The organism is Echinicola rosea (genome assembly GCF_005281475.1).
Lineage (GTDB): Bacteria > Bacteroidota > Bacteroidia > Cytophagales > Cyclobacteriaceae > Echinicola > Echinicola rosea.
In genome coordinates this window covers 294,093-311,220 of the sequence record NZ_CP040106.1, presented here as the reverse complement: position 1 = coordinate 311,220, position 17,128 = coordinate 294,093, and the positions used below count along the sequence as shown (strand labels likewise).

Annotated in this window: 15 protein-coding genes; 9 read left to right on the top strand and 6 right to left on the bottom strand. The window is 44.1% G+C overall.

Annotated elements, in window-relative coordinates; all coding sequences use genetic code 11:
• Positions 1-125: 125 nt before the first annotated feature.
• Positions 126-968 (top strand): purine-nucleoside phosphorylase, encoded by an 843-nt coding sequence (locus tag FDP09_RS01440; RefSeq protein WP_137400954.1) that lies wholly within the window; start codon positions 126-128, stop codon positions 966-968.
• Between the two features lie 101 nt (positions 969-1,069).
• Complete coding sequence (locus FDP09_RS01435) at positions 1,070-1,741, top strand: FAD-binding oxidoreductase (protein ID WP_137400953.1); 672 nt, start codon at positions 1,070-1,072, stop codon at positions 1,739-1,741.
• Positions 1,742-1,940: 199 nt separating this feature from the next.
• Here FDP09_RS01435 and FDP09_RS01430 read toward each other — a convergent pair whose 3' ends face one another.
• Entirely contained in the window at positions 1,941-3,236 is a 1,296-nt protein-coding gene (locus tag FDP09_RS01430) for an amidohydrolase (RefSeq protein ID WP_137400952.1), read from the bottom strand.
• Between the two features lie 177 nt (positions 3,237-3,413).
• On the opposite strand from FDP09_RS01430, the gene gldA reads away from it, so the two are divergent.
• The 4 genes from gldA to dnaN all read left to right on the top strand — a co-directional run bounded on the left by gldA (position 3,414) and on the right by dnaN (position 8,327).
• Positions 3,414-4,346 (top strand): gliding motility-associated ABC transporter ATP-binding subunit GldA, encoded by a 933-nt coding sequence (gene gldA, locus FDP09_RS01425; protein ID WP_137400951.1) that lies wholly within the window; start codon positions 3,414-3,416, stop codon positions 4,344-4,346.
• On the top strand, positions 4,327-5,049 hold the full coding sequence (gene gldF / locus FDP09_RS01420) for a gliding motility-associated ABC transporter permease subunit GldF (protein ID WP_137400950.1): 723 nt from the start codon (positions 4,327-4,329) through the stop codon (positions 5,047-5,049). The genes gldA and gldF overlap by 20 nt, the downstream gene beginning before the upstream one ends.
• Complete coding sequence (gldG, locus tag FDP09_RS01415) at positions 4,998-6,761, top strand: gliding motility-associated ABC transporter substrate-binding protein GldG (protein ID WP_308420977.1); 1,764 nt, start codon at positions 4,998-5,000, stop codon at positions 6,759-6,761. The genes gldF and gldG overlap by 52 nt, the downstream gene beginning before the upstream one ends.
• 441 nt (positions 6,762-7,202) lie before the next feature.
• Complete coding sequence (gene dnaN / locus FDP09_RS01410) at positions 7,203-8,327, top strand: DNA polymerase III subunit beta (RefSeq protein WP_137400949.1); 1,125 nt, start codon at positions 7,203-7,205, stop codon at positions 8,325-8,327.
• Positions 8,328-8,387: 60 nt separating this feature from the next.
• On the opposite strand, the gene FDP09_RS01405 is transcribed toward dnaN, so the two are convergent.
• Complete coding sequence (locus FDP09_RS01405) at positions 8,388-9,230, bottom strand: hypothetical protein (RefSeq protein WP_137400948.1); 843 nt, start codon at positions 9,228-9,230, stop codon at positions 8,388-8,390.
• Positions 9,231-9,790: 560 nt separating this feature from the next.
• Here FDP09_RS01405 and FDP09_RS01400 point away from each other — a divergent pair.
• Positions 9,791-10,480 (top strand): hypothetical protein, encoded by a 690-nt coding sequence (locus FDP09_RS01400; protein ID WP_137400947.1) that lies wholly within the window; start codon positions 9,791-9,793, stop codon positions 10,478-10,480.
• Between the two features lie 53 nt (positions 10,481-10,533).
• On the opposite strand, the gene murA is transcribed toward FDP09_RS01400, so the two are convergent.
• The 4 genes from murA to FDP09_RS01380 form a co-directional block, all read right to left on the bottom strand.
• Entirely contained in the window at positions 10,534-11,841 is a 1,308-nt protein-coding gene (gene murA, locus FDP09_RS01395; RefSeq protein ID WP_137400946.1) for a UDP-N-acetylglucosamine 1-carboxyvinyltransferase, read from the bottom strand.
• Positions 11,841-12,500 (bottom strand): DUF4290 domain-containing protein, encoded by a 660-nt coding sequence (locus FDP09_RS01390; protein ID WP_137400945.1) that lies wholly within the window; start codon positions 12,498-12,500, stop codon positions 11,841-11,843. Before FDP09_RS01390 ends, murA begins: the two co-directional genes overlap by 1 nt.
• Before the next feature lie 133 nt (positions 12,501-12,633).
• Positions 12,634-14,892, bottom strand: coding sequence for an ATP-dependent helicase (locus tag FDP09_RS01385; RefSeq protein ID WP_137400944.1), 2,259 nt, complete (start codon positions 14,890-14,892; stop codon positions 12,634-12,636).
• A gap of 354 nt (positions 14,893-15,246) precedes the next feature.
• Positions 15,247-16,083, bottom strand: a complete 837-nt coding sequence (locus FDP09_RS01380; protein WP_137400943.1) for a lysophospholipid acyltransferase family protein — start codon at positions 16,081-16,083, stop codon at positions 15,247-15,249.
• Positions 16,084-16,217: 134 nt separating this feature from the next.
• Between FDP09_RS01380 and FDP09_RS01375 the strand changes: the two genes are divergently transcribed.
• Positions 16,218-16,808 carry a sigma-70 family RNA polymerase sigma factor gene (locus tag FDP09_RS01375; protein ID WP_137400942.1) on the top strand — a complete coding sequence of 197 codons (591 nt, stop codon included), beginning with the start codon at positions 16,218-16,220 and terminating at the stop codon, positions 16,806-16,808.
• A 31-nt stretch (positions 16,809-16,839) separates the two neighbouring features.
• Positions 16,840-17,112, top strand: coding sequence for an anti-sigma factor (locus tag FDP09_RS01370; protein WP_137400941.1), 273 nt, complete (start codon positions 16,840-16,842; stop codon positions 17,110-17,112).
• Positions 17,113-17,128 lie beyond the last annotated feature (16 nt).

The window sequence follows — 17,128 nt, the reverse complement described above, 5'->3', positions numbered from 1 at the left end:
ACTTATTGCTTTTAAAATTTGGTGTTTATGATGCTCTGTTGCCATCTTTAATGTTTACAACAAGCACACCTTTTTTAGGTACAACACTAAAATTAAAAGGAAAGATTTCCATAAACCAAACAAAGATGAAAAAAGCAGATTCCAGTGCCACCTACCTCGATCAGGTTAACGCCGCTGTAGGATATATTTCTGAAGGGCAAAATACCATTCCTACGGTCGGAATCATACTGGGTACGGGTTTGGGGCAGCTCATTGATAACATTCAAGTACATAAGGCCATTTCATATAGGGATATTCCCCACTTTCCTGTTTCGACGGTGGAGACACATGCTGGAGAGCTGATTTTTGGCCAGCTCAATGGGGTGAGTGTCGTCGCGATGAAGGGACGTTTTCATTATTACGAAGGGTATTCGATGAAAGAAGTGACCTTCCCGGTCAGGGTGATGAGACAGTTGGGGATAAAGAAGCTGATTGTTTCCAATGCTGCCGGAGGATTGGATCCAGAGTTTGAAGTAGGCGATGTAATGCTGATCAATGATCATATCGACCTGTTTCCGGAAAATCCATTGCGGGGCAAAAATCTCGATGATTTTGGTGTGCGGTTTCCGGATATGAGCGAACCGTATGACCAGAAAATCCTGAAAACAGCGCTGGAAGTTGCAACGGATGAAGGGATAAGGATCCATCAGGGAGTATATGCAGGCGTGCAAGGTCCTAATCTGGAAACAAAGGCCGAATACCGCTACCTTCGCACCATTGGTGCAGATGCGGTAGGGATGAGCACGGTTCCTGAGGTGATTGTAGCACGGCAAATGGACTTGCCTGTTTTTGCGATGTCTGCTATAACGGATTTGTGCTCGCCGGGCAAGGTGAAAAAGATATCCATCCAAGAGGTCATAGCAGCGGCGGCCATTGCGGAACCCAAAATGACCAGCATCATCGCTTCTCTGATAGGTAAAATGGAGTAGCCCCTTTGGGAGCAGTAGTGTCTTCTGTTTTTTACTGGTTTTTATCTTCATTTACCTGTTTATGGTGTTTTAAAAGCACTAGGATTTTTGTAAGTTGAGGAATGGCAAATTACAGACTCAAAATACAGGATATCACACCGGTGACCCATGATGTCAATCGGTATAAATTAGAAAAGCCCCGTGGTTATCAGTTTACACCTGGTCAAGCCACTGAGGTAAGTTTGCTTAAAGCAGGGTGGGAAGCTGAAAAGCGACCTTTTACGTTTACTAATTTACCATCTGATGATCATTTGGAATTTATGATCAAATCCTACAGCGACCATGAGGGGGTGACCAAGAGACTGGCAAACCTAAGTGCTGGCGATGAAGTGGAGATTGGGGATCCTTGGGGTACCATTTCCTTTCAGGGAGAAGGAGTTTTTATTGCCGGAGGAGCAGGGATTACGCCTTTTGTATCCATCCTAAGGAGCTTGCGCAAAAAGAACAAGGTAGGAAAAAGTGTCCTTATTTTTGCCAATAAAACCAACGAAGATATCATTCTTTATGAAGAGCTGAAAGCAATACTTGGCCATAAATTTATCAATATCATATCCAATCAAAAGGATACAGCATACGATAGAGGGCTTATTGACAAGGCGTATTTGAAATCCAAGATTACCGATTTCGAAGGCCAAAATTTTTATGTTTGTGGCCCTCCAGGATTTATGAAAGTGGTCAATGGCTCACTCAAGGAGCTTGGAGCGGATCCTTCTACCTTGGTTTTTGAGCAATAGAAGGATCATGATCCACAGAGATGTAGGGCAAAGTGCCCAGATAGATGCAGGTGCTAAGTTTCCTTCGGCTAAGACCGTATCTTGTGCGGGAGCACAATGCGGGATGTTCCAAAAAGGTCGTCAAGAGCCTGTTAACATGTGCAAATGATAAAGGCCAATCCATCCTCATCAGGAAAGTGCAGGAGGACAGGATTGGCAATCACTGCATTTGCATATAGTCTATGGTCAGGTAGCTAAGGGCGCGGACTCCAAGTAGTAATCCAGATTCGTCGATGAAGAAATCAGGCGTGTGGTGGGCGGCCACTTTGGTGGGGTCGGCACCTTTTGGCATACCGCCCAAGAAAATGAAAAGGCCTGGGGCTTCCTGCTGGAAATAGCTAAAATCTTCTGCTCCCGTGATAGGGTCGTGATAGATGACATGCTCGTCTCCGGCCACATGCTTTAAGGTGTTTACCATCTTTTCGGTAAGCTCAGGGTCGTTAATCGTCGCCGGATAGATCTTATCTATTTTTACATCTACCCTGGCGCCTGCAGCTTCACCTGTCTTGGTGGCGATTTCAGTGATCCGCTGATGGATGAGTGCTTGCTGTGATGTCCCATATGTTCTGATGGTGCCCAACATCTCGACTTTTTCCGGAATGATATTTTGTCTCACACCACCATGGATACTTCCGATGGTGACAATAGCAGGATTTTCGGTGATGTTGACGTTTCGGCTGATGATTGTCTGAAGTGCATTGATGATTTGGGAGGAGGTGACGATAGGATCTACAGAAGACCAAGGGTATGCTCCGTGGGCCTGGCGTCCATTAACGGTAAGTTTGAGGTTGTCCACTGCCGCCATGGCTGGTCCAGAGCGGTATTTGATATTGCCCACTTCAGTTTGGGAATTGATATGCAGGCCAAAAACAGCATCTACGCCCTGCATCACGCCTTCTTCGACCATCTGTTTGGCTCCCCAAGAGGTGACCCCCTCTTCAAAAACTCCCTCTTCGGCAGGTTGGAAGATAAACTTTACGGTACCTTGGAGATCGTCTTTGATGGAGGACAGCACTTCGGCTACGCCCATCAAAATGGCTACATGGGTGTCGTGGCCACAAGCATGCATCACCCCTACTTCCTGGTCATTGTAGATGGTTTTTTTGGTGGATTTGAAAGGGAGGTCGTTACGTTCTGTAACTGGAAGGGCATCCATATCTGCTCGGATGGCCACGGTCGGCCCTGGATGGCCTCCTTTTAATAAGCCCACAACTCCCGTGACGGCAATGTTCTCTTCCACTTCGACTCCCAATGAACGGAGATGTGTGGCGATGAGCTGCGCTGTTCTCGTCTCCTGATTGCCAAGTTCTGGGTTTTCGTGGATGTCACGCCGCCATTCGATCACTTTATGTTCGATGAAGGCAGCTTGGTCATCGATTTCTTGGTGAAGGGAGGATTGGGCGCAGACGGTGCCTCCAAAAAAGAGGAAAACGGGAAGTAAATGCTTTTTTATCATATCCATAAAGGTTGCTTGTTACTCAATTTAAGAAAAGATCGAAGGGATAAAAATAAGCGGTTAAGAACTTTTTAGTTTGAAATGTTTTATAACTCCAAAAAAAAGGACAATTTGGGGTGGTTTTGCACATTAGGGCACAAATTTACCAAACCATGATATTAGAAGGAGAGCAATGACATGTCTTTGGAAGTAAAGGAGCTAAGTAAATATTATGGGCAACAGAAAGCCTTGGACAAGGTGAACTTTATCGCTGAGAAAGGCCAGGTATTGGGCTTTTTGGGCCCGAATGGAGCCGGAAAGTCCACTGCTATGAAAATTGCCGCAGGCTTCCTTCTTCCTGATGTAGGAGATGTATGGGTAAATGGAGTTTCGGTCGTTGACCGTCCCCGCGAGGCAAGCAAGATGATTGGCTACTTGCCCGAGCACAATCCCTTGTACTTGGAAATGTATGTAAGGGAATTTTTGGCTTTTATGGCAGGGCTTTACCAAGTCCAAGGCCCAGAAGCCAACTCCCGAATTGATGGAGTGATAGATGCCTGTGGGCTTGGTGACGAGCAGCACAAAAAAATAGGTGCACTATCCAAGGGATACCGACAGCGGGTAGGCCTGGCCAAAGCCTTGGTGCACGATCCGGAGGTTATCATCTTGGATGAACCTACTTCAGGCCTGGACCCAAACCAGCTGGTGTATATCCGTAAGCTGATCAAGTCAATCAGTAAGGAAAAGACCCTTATTCTCAGTACCCATGTGATGCAGGAAGTGGAGGCACTGTGTGAGAAAGTAGTCATCATCGATCAAGGCCAGGTAGTGGCCCAAGACTTATTGGCGAATATGACGTCAAGCGAAGCAGAGACGGTGCTGTACCTTGAAACACAAGAAAAGCTAAAGGAAGAGTGGTTTGCCGCGATGCAGGGGCTGGATAAATTACGCGTTTTGGGTGAGGGGTATTTCCAGCTGAAGGCAAAAGATGCATCTATATTAAGAAAGGAGATCATGGAGCTGGTCAGTGAAAAATCCCTTTCCTTGCTTAGCCTCCGCCAAGAAGAGCGAAACCTGGAGTCCATATTTCGTCAGTTAACCAGCACCAAAAATGATCAGTTTAGTATATAAAGAATTCAACGCTTTTTTTAATCACCTCACGGGCTATTTGATTATTTCTGTATTCCTAGTTGCTTTGGGGCTGTTGGTATGGGTGTTTCCAGAAACGAGTGTGTTAACGTATGGGTTTGCAGATTTGGAGGCCTTGTTCGTGTACACTCCCTATGTGTTTGTTTTTATGGTTCCTGCTATCACCATGCGGATGATCTCAGAGGAAAAGAAAAGCGGTACCTGGGAATTGCTGATGACTGCTCCACTGAAGCCCCACCAAATTGTAATCTCCAAATACATAGCCGCTGTTGTGGTGATCACATTGGCAGTATTGCCTACTTGGTTGTATTATTTCAGTATTTATCAGCTAGGGGCACCAGTAGGCAATATCGACACTGCGGGATTTTTGGGGTCTTTTTTGGGGATGCTGCTAATAGGTGCTGTCTTTGCGGCGATAGGACTGTTCAGTTCGGCATTGACCGATAATCAGATCACGGCTTTTGTGATCGGGGCATTTTTGAGCTTTGTGCTTTACTTTGGTTTTACTGCATTAGCAGATATACTGTCCACAAGTAGTTTGGTTCTGCTAGTGGAAGACCTTAGCTTGGGCTATCATTATGAGAGCATGAGCCGTGGCGTGATCGCCAGCGGTGATGTGTATTACTTTTTGGGATGGATCATTTCCTTGATTATCGTCACCACCTTATTGATTCGGAAAAGATGAAGCAGCAGTCCGTTGATATTCGTCTGAAAAAGAGAAAGCGATTGATTGTGGGGATCGTTTTGTTGGGAGTGTTGTGGGGAATCCTCTTTTTGTTGAGTGAATTTACACGTTTTAGAATTGACTTGACCGAAGAAAAGCGATATTCGTTACATCCTTCTACCAAGGCGGTTTTAGAGGCGATCGAAGAACCATTGGAAGTAGATATTTTGCTTTCCGGAAAGCTGCCGGGGGGTATGAGAAGGTTTCAGCAGAACATAGAAGCTACGCTCGAGACGTTTAATGCCTACAGTGCAGCTCCTATCACGTTCAGGTATTTTGACCCTTTGGGGATCAAAAGCAAAGAGGAACGAGATGAATACATCATTTACCTTTCAGAGTTTGGGATTAACCCTACCAACCTATTTGCCACAGAAAACGGAGCACAAACGTCACGACTTATTTTCCCGGGAGTGATCATTAGGAATACCACCCATGAAACCGGTGGGCTACTTCTAAAGGGGAACAGGGGCATGTCACCGGATCAGATTCTCAACTTGTCCGTTGAAAACCTGGAATATGAGCTGGTTAACATGATTCGCAAATTGACCAGAAAGGAAAAGCGTGCAGTGGCCATGATTACTAATCACGGGGAACTGCAAGATGATCAGGGCTTTGGGATAGTGGAGGCACTTTCTGAGGATTATGAAGTGTATAAAGTGCCACTTCAGCAGGCCAAGTCAGTGAAGGATCTTTTGAGTTTTGATGTGGTAATTGTGGCGGGTCCCAGGGATGCTTATTCGGAACGGGAAATATACCTTTTGGACCAATATTTAATGCGTGGTGGCAAGCTGTTGATGGGAATTGATCCGCTTGCAGTGGACTTGGAGAAGGCAGGAGGAGAAGGAACCGTGGCGGTGGGCTTCGAAACAGGGCTGGATCGGATGTTGTTCAATTATGGTGTACGCATAAATAAAGACCTGGTCCAGGACATGAATTTTGGTTATTATCCAGTGGTAGCGGGTGAATTTGGTAACCAATCACAAATTGTCCCACTTCCTTGGCCATTTTATGTTGTGGCCAATAGGATGAGTGATCATGTGATCGTCAAAGGCTTTGATCAGGTGATGTTCAGGATGGTCAGTTCACTGGATACGGTGAAGGCTACTGGAGTGAACAAAACGCCGTTGATTTTTAGCGGTCAATACAGCAGGAAGATGCAACAGCCCGTCCGGGTGGCGTTTGAGGATATGTCTCAGGAGCCGGACATTTCCCTTTTTGACCAAAGTAACCTTCCCTTGGCGTACTTGCTCGAAGGAACATTTTCTTCTGTTTTCGAGAACCGTTTTTTGCCGAAGGCCTTTGAGGATGATCCGGATTTTAGGGAAAAGTCTTCTGATGGTGCCCTTATCGTGACGGGAGATGGTGACTGGCTTCAGGGACTCAAGGATCCCTCTTCCGGTGATCCACTTCCGCTAGGTGTGAATCCTGACTCAGAGGCTAATTTCGCCAATCGCGAGTTGCTGCAAAACATGCTCAAATATTTGGTGGATCCAAATGGCATCATGGCCACAAGAAGCAAGGACCTTAAAATTCGTCCACTTGATAAAAAGCGTGTCCAGGCCGAAAAAAGTACCTGGCAATTCATTAATGTAGCGCTTCCTGTAGGCTTGATCCTTGTTATTGGTTTGGTAAAGGTTTATTTGCGCAGGCGCAAATATGCTAAGCGGAGGTAGCAAGGACTGGCCACCACATGATGGTTGTTGGCTTTGATTTGATCATTACCAATTGTGGATCATGCTATGTTTTTTGGGCGTAGCTTCTCCACAAGGTGGTATTACAAGTACCTTTATCAGCAGTCCGCATGTCAGGTGCAGGACTAGAGAAGGCACAAATCATAAGGGTGCACACAGATTTATGACAACTCAAGAACCCTGTATGTCTTTACCAATTCTATCAGTGGCGAAATGCCTAAGGATTTTTGTTTTGGCGTGGTGAATATTTTTTGGGTAGAAATTGCCCATAGGTACCTGCTTTTCTAATTTTATTTATAAATTTACCCTGTTGAAAACTAATTGAAATATAAGCCTCAGGTTGGAGTGTTAGGATTTGTTGGTTTTTTAGAACTTACTAACATTAATTTTGGCTTTAACCTTGAATAACTAAATCATACTCGCATGAAATTTATTGTTTCTTCTTCAGCTCTTTTGAAGCAACTTTCGGGAATCAATGGAGTGGTGACCACTAATCCGGTAGTGCCGATACTTGAGAATTTCCTTTTTGAAATAAAAGAAGGGAAATTGACCATTACGGCATCCGATCTTCAGACTTCCATGATGACAGAAATAGATGTGGAGGCTAAAGAAGATGGGAATATAGCGGTGCCGGCCAGGATTCTTATCGAAACCTTGAAAAATTTGCCAGAACAACCGGTGACATTTAGCATTGATCATGATACCTATAGCATAGAGATCAGCTCAGACAATGGCCGCTACAAGTTGGCTGGGGAGAATGCGACTGATTTTCCAAAGATCCCTTCTGTAAGCAATGCCACAGCAGTAGATATGTCCACGGATGTGTTGAGCAGTGCAATCAATAACACGATTTTTGCAACCAGCAATGATGAGCTCAGGCCAGCAATGACAGGGGTTTATGTGAATTTGAGCAATACCAATACGACTTTTGTCGCTACAGACGGACATCGATTGATCCGTTATCGCAGGGTGGATATCGCGGCTCCTGAAGCAGCTAGTATTATCGTACCCAGAAAGGCGCTTAATTTGCTGAAATCTACACTGCCTTCTGAAAACGTGCCGGTAACGGTAGAATTCAATTCATCCAATGCGTATTTTAAATTTGGAAATATCCAGATGATATGCCGCTTGGTGGACGAGCGTTACCCTGATTATGAGAATGTCATTCCTGTGGACAATGAAAACAACATGACCATCGATCGGGTGGAGTTTTTGAGTTCATTAAGAAGAATCGCGATTTATGCCAATAAAACAACCCATCAGGTGAGGCTGAAATTGACAGGAAGTGAATTGCAAATTTCGGCTGAAGACCTTGATTTCTCCAACGAGGCGAATGAAAGACTCTCTTGCGAGCATGATGGTGAGGATATTGAGATTGGTTTCAATGCAAAATTTTTGGTAGAGATGCTGAACAATATAAGCTCCAAGCAAGTGACCCTGAAATTTAGTGCGCCAAACCGTGCAGGTCTTATCGTTCCGAGCGATAAAGATGAGAACGAAGACATCCTAATGCTTGTGATGCCCGTGATGCTGAACAATTACGTATAAGCAATCGATATAAAAAGAGTAAAAGCCACGACTGTGTTTCAGTTCGTGGCTTTTTTATTTTTATTCGGTTGTGATCTGTCCGATATTATCCACCAATATGTTTTTTAGTAATTCAAATGGGGCTTGGTTGGTCAGGGAGCAAAGCGTCTTTTGACTGGCTTTATCTATGGTGATTGCATAGGTAAGGGTGATATCTGAGCCATTGTTTACGGAGCAGACGATTTCGTACTGTTGTGGATCGTCTTTTGTGATCTGGTAAGTACCTGAGAGTTGTTTTACCGATTGGTCGTTCTCATTGACTTGTTCCAGCCGTACTTTTAGGTCAGGTGTAAAAGTAAAGGTATGTGCGATAGGTGGCGTTTTAATTTTTTGGCCATTGATGACCATGTCATTTCCATTTTCATCCTTTACCACCGATTCGGGTGCGGTACCGATGAAGCTACCTAGGTAATACGGAGCTTCTGTCCCATTGCTGCTAAGTGCGGTTTGAGGGGAATTGGGGTTTTCAGTACCTTGTTGGGCGGCAGTTAATGAAGAAAGCATCGATTTGAGTTGCATGTTGACCCCTTTGTTGATTTCCAGTTCATTTCGTGTTTCGGTGAGTTCAGCTTTAAGGGATGCTTCGCTTTTTTTTAGTTCCAATAACTGGTTGTCGAGCGAGTTAAGGTCTTCAAGAAGTCCTTCTTTTTCATAGCCCAGTTTTCTGATGTCTGCCTCAAGTTTGGAGACTTTTGTTTCCAGCTTGCCATTTTGCTCCTTTAATGCAGAAATTTCAGTCATGTGTACCGTATAGGCGGCCTCTAGGTCTTTTTTCTTTGACGGCATTTCTTGTGCGACCCCAGGGGTGCCTATGGAAAAAAATAATAAAGGGCATAGGAGTAAGGTGTAAATGTTTGTTTTCATCGTAGTTTCTTTTTGATCGTAAGGAAAATTTGTGAACTAGTAGTGGTAGTGGAAATAATCGTAGTCAGGTGCTCAGTCGTTTATAATGGATAGGTAATATACATAAAAGTAAGGCTTTAAATCAAGTGTGTGGTGCTATAAATGAAAGCTGTTTTTAGAGGTTTCTAAAAAGTAACGTTAAAGGATACAGCTATTTTTTTGAAGTGTAGGTTCTTCGCCGCGGTATACCGGCAATGAAGGTATTTGGGGGCTTTTTTGTATAATTATGGTTTTTTTTGGTTTTGTGTTAATGTTTAGGAAATATATAAAGCGCTAAAAATGAACGTATTGTAAAACTTAATATGTTAAAACTGGTGTTATTATTGCTCCAATGTTACCAAATTGTTAATTTTAGTAATATTAAAATAATAAAGAAAGGAGGGAAGGTGAAAAGGTTGGTATTTTGTGTAGCGGTGTTATTTGCGGGTATTTGCCATGCGATGTCTCAAGGGTGGGACTTAGAATCTTCCGTATTTGAGAATTCCAGAGAGGAACAATTATTTTTAAATGATCCTGAGCCAATGGATCTGTTAGTTGCATTGCATGCTTCAGGAGAGGTGGAAACTGCCCAGTTCGATAAGGTGGTAAAGAAGTTGGATAAGCGATCCAATAGAAAAGATCATACTGAGTGGTTTTTGGGAGAGATTTTTTACAAGACCCATCAGTATTTACTTAAAGAATATGTGAAACACAGTTCCTTTAATGATGCGTTAAAAACTGGATTATATGACTGCGTAAGTGGTTCTGCGATTTACGGTCTGCTCCTGGACCGGTATGGTTTTGATTATGAAGTGATCGAAACCGATTATCATGTCTTTATACTTATTCATGGAGTGAATGATAAAACGTATGTGTTTGAGAGCACTGAACCTCGTGCTGGGTTTATTAAGGATCAAGAGGCTGTGGCACAATACATATCGGTGTTTGATGCTGCAGTGGTGAGGGGCAAAGCTAAACAACTGGCAGAGTTAGGAAGTGTGGTTTCCCAATTCACAGAGGAGAATACCATCTACGCTTCCATTTCACTCCGGGAATTGGCAGGCCTGCAATACTATAATGACGCTGTACATCATTTCAATAATGGAGACTTGCTGATGACTTATAAACAATTGGCCAAGGCGAGGGCTATTTACCCATCCGATCGGGTGACGAGTTTGTATGAATATATCTCGGCAGTTCAGGATGAGGGGAAAAAATTAGCAGGGAGATAATTGATATTTTTTAGGAATAGAGCCGGTAGATTGGTCTACCGGCTTTTCGTTTTTTAATCTATACGAACAATGTCTGCTCCTAGTGCATTGAGTCGCTGGTCGATGTATTGGTAACCGCGGTCAATTTGCTCGACATTGTCAATGATGGACTGTCCTTCGGCGGAGAGTGCTGCAATAAGTAGTGAAACCCCCGCTCTAATATCGGGAGATGTCATCCTGATGCCTTTTAGCGGATATTTTCTGTCCAAGCCGATTACAGTAGCCCTGTGCGGATCACACAGGATGATCTGAGCGCCCATGTCAATAAGCTTATCGACAAAGAACAAACGACTTTCAAACATCTTTTGGTGGACAAGTACGGTGCCTTTGGCCTGGGTGGCCGTGACCAAGACGATGCTGAGAAGGTCTGGGGTAAATCCAGGCCAGATGGCGTCTGCCACAGTGAGGATAGACCCGTCGATGAATGTTTCTATTTCATAATGCTTTTGGGCAGGAATGTGGATGTCGTCCCCTCTAAATTCCATTTTGATGCCCATTCGCTTAAAGGTATCCGGGATAATTCCCAAGCGGTGAATTTGGGCATCTTTGATCGTGATCTCAGATTGGGTCATGGCAGCCAGGCCAATGAACGAACCAATTTCAATCATGTCTGGCAGTAAGGTGTGCTCAGTGCCGTTTAGTTTTTTGACCCCTTCGACATGTAACAGGTTAGAGCCTACCCCGGTGATCTTGGCGCCCATTCTGTTGAGCATATCGCACAGCTGTTGTAAGTAAGGTTCACAAGCAGCATTATAGATTGTGGTCTTGCCTTCTGCCATGACGGCTGCCATCAGGATATTGGCCGTGCCGGTTACCGATGCTTCATCGAGTAGCATATAGGTGCCTTTCAGGTCATGGCCGTCAATGTTATAGATTTCCCTTTTGGTATCATAGTTGAATTTAGCACCGAGTTTCTGAAAACCTACAAAGTGGGTATCCAGTCTTCTTCGGCCAATTTTATCACCGCCTGGTTTGGAAATTTTCCCCTTGCCATACCTGGCCAGCAGCGGTCCCAAGAGCATGACAGAGCCTCGCAAGGAAGAGGCTTTGGTGAGAAATTTATCTGTGTCAAGGTAGTCCAGGTCCACCTTAGCGGCATTGAATTCGTAGCTTTCTGGGCCGGTTTTTGAAACAGCTACACCCATGTCCATCAATAGCTCTATGAGCTTGTTGACATCTCGGATGTTGGGGATTTTATGGATCTGAATGGTTTCTTCAGTAAGCAATACGGCGCAAAGTATCTGGAGCGCCTCGTTTTTGGCACCCTGCGGGGTGATTTCGCCTTTAAGTTTTAATCCCCCTTTTACTCGGAATGAGGACATTAATTTCTGCGTTTTTTGTAATTACCTCCGTTGTTTCTTCTTTTGCCACCTCTTCTTCCGTTGTTGTTGGAAGTGGTTTCTTGGGTGTTGGTCTTAAAATCCCTTCTGGTGCTGCTTTCAAAAAGTGCGTTTTCTTTTACTTTTTCCAGATCGATGTGCAGTTTTCCTTTTGAGAGGGTTTTGATATCATCGATGATGATGCCATCATCAAAATTTTCGCGGTTCCAAGTGGAATGAAAGCTTCTCATCAGCTGGCCGATATACACGATCGCTGCTTCCTGCTCCTCGTCATTTTCGATCTCGATGGCTTTTTCGATTAGCTTCTCGATATTGCGGCCGTAATGCTTGAATTTTACTTCTCCGTCAGGGTAGCCGACTACTTGGGGTTTTTTGCCGAGTAGTTCTTTTTCTGGCATCGGGAAAGGGCTGTCCACGTCCAAGCGAAAGCCGGACATGATGAACAGGTCATCCCAAAGTTTTTGGTCATTTTCGATTTTTAGCTGTGGGTTTAGCTGTTTCATGAGCTCTACAAGTGTGTAGGCTTGCTCTGTGCGCTTGGCCTTGTCAGGAACGGTGGATATATAGTCCACCAATTTCTGGATGTTTTTTCCGTATTCTTTCAAAATTACTGAGTGTTTATCCTTTTCTTTTTCTTCCATACCGATCCCCAGATTAATTAACGATTGATTCAAGTTACGAAAAAATGTCGTTAAATGAGTCGGTAGGGCGTATTACTTGTCAATATAAGTTAACGATTTGGGAATGGGCTTTTTGGGGTAAGACTATTACGTATCATTCCACTATCCGAAGTTTAGCAAAGCTAAGTAATAAAGTCTTTTCTCCAAAATTGTCAAAGCCAATCGTCGCTTTTTTATTTAATCCTTCTGTTTCTACTTTTTGTACTTTTCCGTAGCCGAATTTCGGGTGTTCTACTTTCATGCCCGCGGCCAGGTTATTGGTATTGGACGGTTTGAAGTCAGGGCTTGGAGTGTGGACCTTTGCCGTGGTGTTTTTTCTTACCGATGGGGTTTTAAGTCCTACAAACCCGGATTTACCTTCTCGGCCATTGTTTTGGCCAAAGCGATCGGCGATGGCTTGTTGCCCTCTTCTTTTGGTGACCTTGATGCAGTTGGGGTCCACTTCATCCAGAAACCTGCTTTTCTCACAATCCAATAACCTGCCAAAACGATAACGAGTAATGGCATAGCTAAAGTATAATTTTTCCATGGCTCTAGTAGAGGCCACATAGAATAGCCGTCTTTCCTCTTCCAGGTCTTCCCGACTTTGCATCATCATTTGGGAGGGAAAGAGGTCTTCCTCCATTCCCACGACGAATACTTGTCTGAATTCAAGGCCTTTGGAGGAGTGAATGGTCATAAGGGTGACAGCATCCGTTTCGTCTTTGTCCCGATCATTGTCTGTCAGCAGGGCAATTTCCTGCAAGAAGGCCCCAAGGCTTTTGTCTTCATTGTCCTTATTGTCCACGTATTCTTTGATGGCATTGAGCAATTCCTGGACGTTTTCATAGCGGTTTAGTCCTTCTATTGTTTTGTCTTCGTACAGTTCCCTTAGCAGCCCTGATTGCTTGGCCATGGTGGAAGCCGCCTCATAGGCGTCTTTACGTTCGGTTTCCATGCGGAAACTCTTGATCATTGTAGCAAAGTCCGAGACGGAATTGGCTGCACGGCCCGGTAAAAAGCTGTTTGCGTTGGTAATGACTTGCCATAACGGGATGTCGTGTTCGTAGGCAGCGACCATCATTTTTTCTACACTGCTCAGCCCAATACCTCTTTTAGGGTAATTGATGATGCGCTTGAACGCTTCTTCATCGTCCGAGTTGACCACATAGCGGAAATATGCCATGAGGTCCTTGATTTCCTTTCTTTGGTAAAAGGATAGCCCTCCCACGATTTTGTAGGAGATATTCATTTTACGAAGTGCTTCCTCAAGCGCCCTCGATTGGGAATTGGTGCGGTAAAGGATGGCGAAGTCGCTATTTTGGAGCTTTTTATTGTTTTTTTCTTCGAAAATGGTAGAGGCGACCATTCTTCCTTCTTCATTGTCAGAGGCCGATTTGATCAATTCGATGAGATCGCCATTGTCATTTTGGGTCCAGACATTTTTCTTGAGCTGGGCTTTGTTTTTGTCAATGATAGAGTTGGCTGCTTCCACAATGTTTTTAGTGGAGCGGTAATTTTGCTCCAGCTTGACCACATACAGGTCTGGGTAATCTTTTTCGAAATTCAGGATGTTTTGAATGTCAGCGCCACGGAAGGCATAGATGCTTTGGGCATCATCGCCCACCACGCAGATATTTTGATGGACTGCAGCCAGTTTTTTGGTGATAAGGTATTGGGATAAATTGGTGTCCTGAAACTCGTCCACCAGCACATAGCGAAAGCGCTGCTGGTATTTGTTGAGCACATCGGGGTGATCCCTGAAGAGCACATTAGTATAGAACAACAGGTCGTCAAAGTCCATTGCCGAGGATTTGAAAAGCCTTTTTTGGTAAGCTCGGTAAATCTCTCCCATGCGGGGCTTCATGGCGGCTTCATCGTCTGCTTTGATGTAGGGATCGTTGATGTAGTTTTCCCAAGAAATCAGCCTGTTTTTGGCACCGGAGATCCTCGAGAGTACGGTGTTTGGCTTGTACACCTTTTCGTCCAGGTTTTTGGCCTTTACGATACTTTTGATCAGGGATTTGCTGTCATCGGTATCGTAAATAGTGAAATTGGAAGGGAAACCGAGTTTTTCTGATTCTACCCTGAGGATTTTGGCAAAAATTGAGTGGAAAGTACCCATCCAGGTATTTCGTGCTTCCAGACCGATCAGTCTCTCAATCCTGTTACGCATTTCACTCGCTGCCTTATTGGTAAAGGTCAGCGCCAAAATTTGGAAGGGATCCACGTTTTTGGCGTTGATCAGATGGGCAATCCGGTAGGTGAGAACCCGTGTTTTTCCTGATCCTGCACCGGCAATGATCATCAGTGGCCCTTCAGTGTGTTCTACAGCTTCTCGTTGTGGGGGATTTAAACCTTCTAAATAATCCATACTTCTTTTCCTCCTATAAACCTCAAAGTTAAAAGGAATAGTTTATTACGTAAGGGGATTTGGGATTTAAGATTGAAAGATTGGAAAATTTCGGATTGATACTACGCTGATTTCCTAAATGTCCATGGCATAAAAATCAGTGAATATCCTAAAGCCCCGCATTATCAGCCTGCGATACATCGGCAAGCGAATGTGCCTGTTTTCATTGATAAATATGGTGATTACTGGGAGGGTTACAAATCTGAAACAGCTTAATTGAGTCAGATACTCAAAGCTTGCCAGTGGTGGGGCAGAGCCCCACCACAACCCGGACTCACGGTCTTCAGTCTTTGACCTAGCTTCTTTTCTCTAATTTCAGCTATTTTTCCAGCGGTTGTGTGACCAGAGGTATAGGGCCGGTTCTTCACGGATATTTTTTTCGGTGAGGGCGATGAACTGGTCGGTGATGCTGTGTTCGCGGGGGTCATGGGGAGGCTCCGCGACAAATCGGTAAGTGAATTTATAATGGCCACGTTTGAGTTTGTGTACTTCTGCAAAAATCACCGTGAGCTCAAACCTTTTGGCGAGTTTTTCAGCCCCTTCAAAAAAACCGGTCTCCCTGTGCATGAATTTGGCGTGATAGCGTTGGTCTTCCCTATTGGGGCGTTGGTCGGCTGCCAGTCCTATCAGGCGGGGGTGCTGACGGTGTTTTAAAAAGTGGCGTTGAAAATTGCTTTTTTCTACCAAGTAGCCACCGAAGCGGTTTCTGATGGTCTTCATTAGTTGCTCAAAAAATGGGTTTGTAACCTTTTGATAAACGATTTCAATTCGTTCGTCCACCAAGGCACGTACGGAAAGGGGGTGTCCCTCCCAATTGAAAAAATGAGCTGTCAGTCCCACGATGACCTGTTCATCTGCCAGTAGTGTACGTAACAAATCCATGTTTTCGAGTTGGAACCGTCTTTCAATTTCTGCCTTGCCCATGGTCATGAGCTTGATGGTCTCCGCGAAGGAATCGGTAAGGTTACGGTAAAACTCCCGCATGATTTTTTTCAACTCTTGGTCCGACTTTTCTGGGAAAGCATTTTTGAGATTGGTCCACACCACTTTTTTGCGGTAACCGACCAAATGGTAAGCGATCAGAAAGAAGCAGTCAGAAACGATATAAAGGCTCCAAAGCGGGAGATAAGAAATTAAGCGAAATGCAAACATTAACAGCTGTCTTACGTTTAATCCGACTCATTCAAGGAAGAAAAGACGGTTTTTGAAGTCCAAAATAAATCAAAAGGAGCGAATTCTTTCAAAAAATTAGTGATAAATTGAGTCAATGATTATTTTTGAAACTTATGTCTGAGGTACAAAAGAAAAAATATAGCGACAAAGAGAAGAATAACATCTTCGACAATGAGTTTATGCCTCACATAGACTCAATGTATAATTTTGCCTTCAGGCTAACATTTGACGAAGATGATGCCAAGGATCTGGTACAGGATACCTATCTGAAAGCATACCGTTTTATCAACTCTTTTGAGCAGGGCACCAATGCCAAAGCCTGGCTGTTCAGGATACTGAAAAACAGTTTTATCAACGAATACAGGAAGAAAAGCAAGCAGCCTTCCAAAGTTGATTATCAAGAAGTTGAAACTTATTATAACTCAGATAATGTTGATTACAATATTACTTCTGATCTGAGGGTGGATGCAGTGAAGGATATGCTTGGGGATGAAATATCCAATGCCCTGAACAGTTTGGCTGTAGACTTCAGAACAGTGATCATATTGTGTGACCTGGAAGGCTTTACTTATGAGGAAATGGCTAAGATTCTGGACATTCCCATAGGTACTGTAAGGTCAAGATTGCACCGTGCCCGGAACTTATTGAAGGATAAATTGCATTCTTATGCAAAGGATATGGGCTATGATGCTGATGAAGATTGATTTGAGTTTTATAAAGTGAAAATAAAGTGACATGGAGAAAAATGTAAACTCATCCGGAGAAAGGAAACTTGAGTGTGGTGATGTGAATAAGTGCTTTCAGCTACTGGAAAGGATTTTGGATGGAGAGGACTGTGATGGTTCTAAGGAAATCCTCAAGGACAAGCTTTCCAAGTGCCAGCCTTGTTTTGAACACTATCACTTGGAGCAAGCCATTCGTGAAGTGTTGAAGAACAAATGCACCAAACAAGCTGTACCTGGTGAATTGGCCGCAAGCATACGTCAGAAAATAGAAGAAATCAAATAAGCGATCACCACCCACC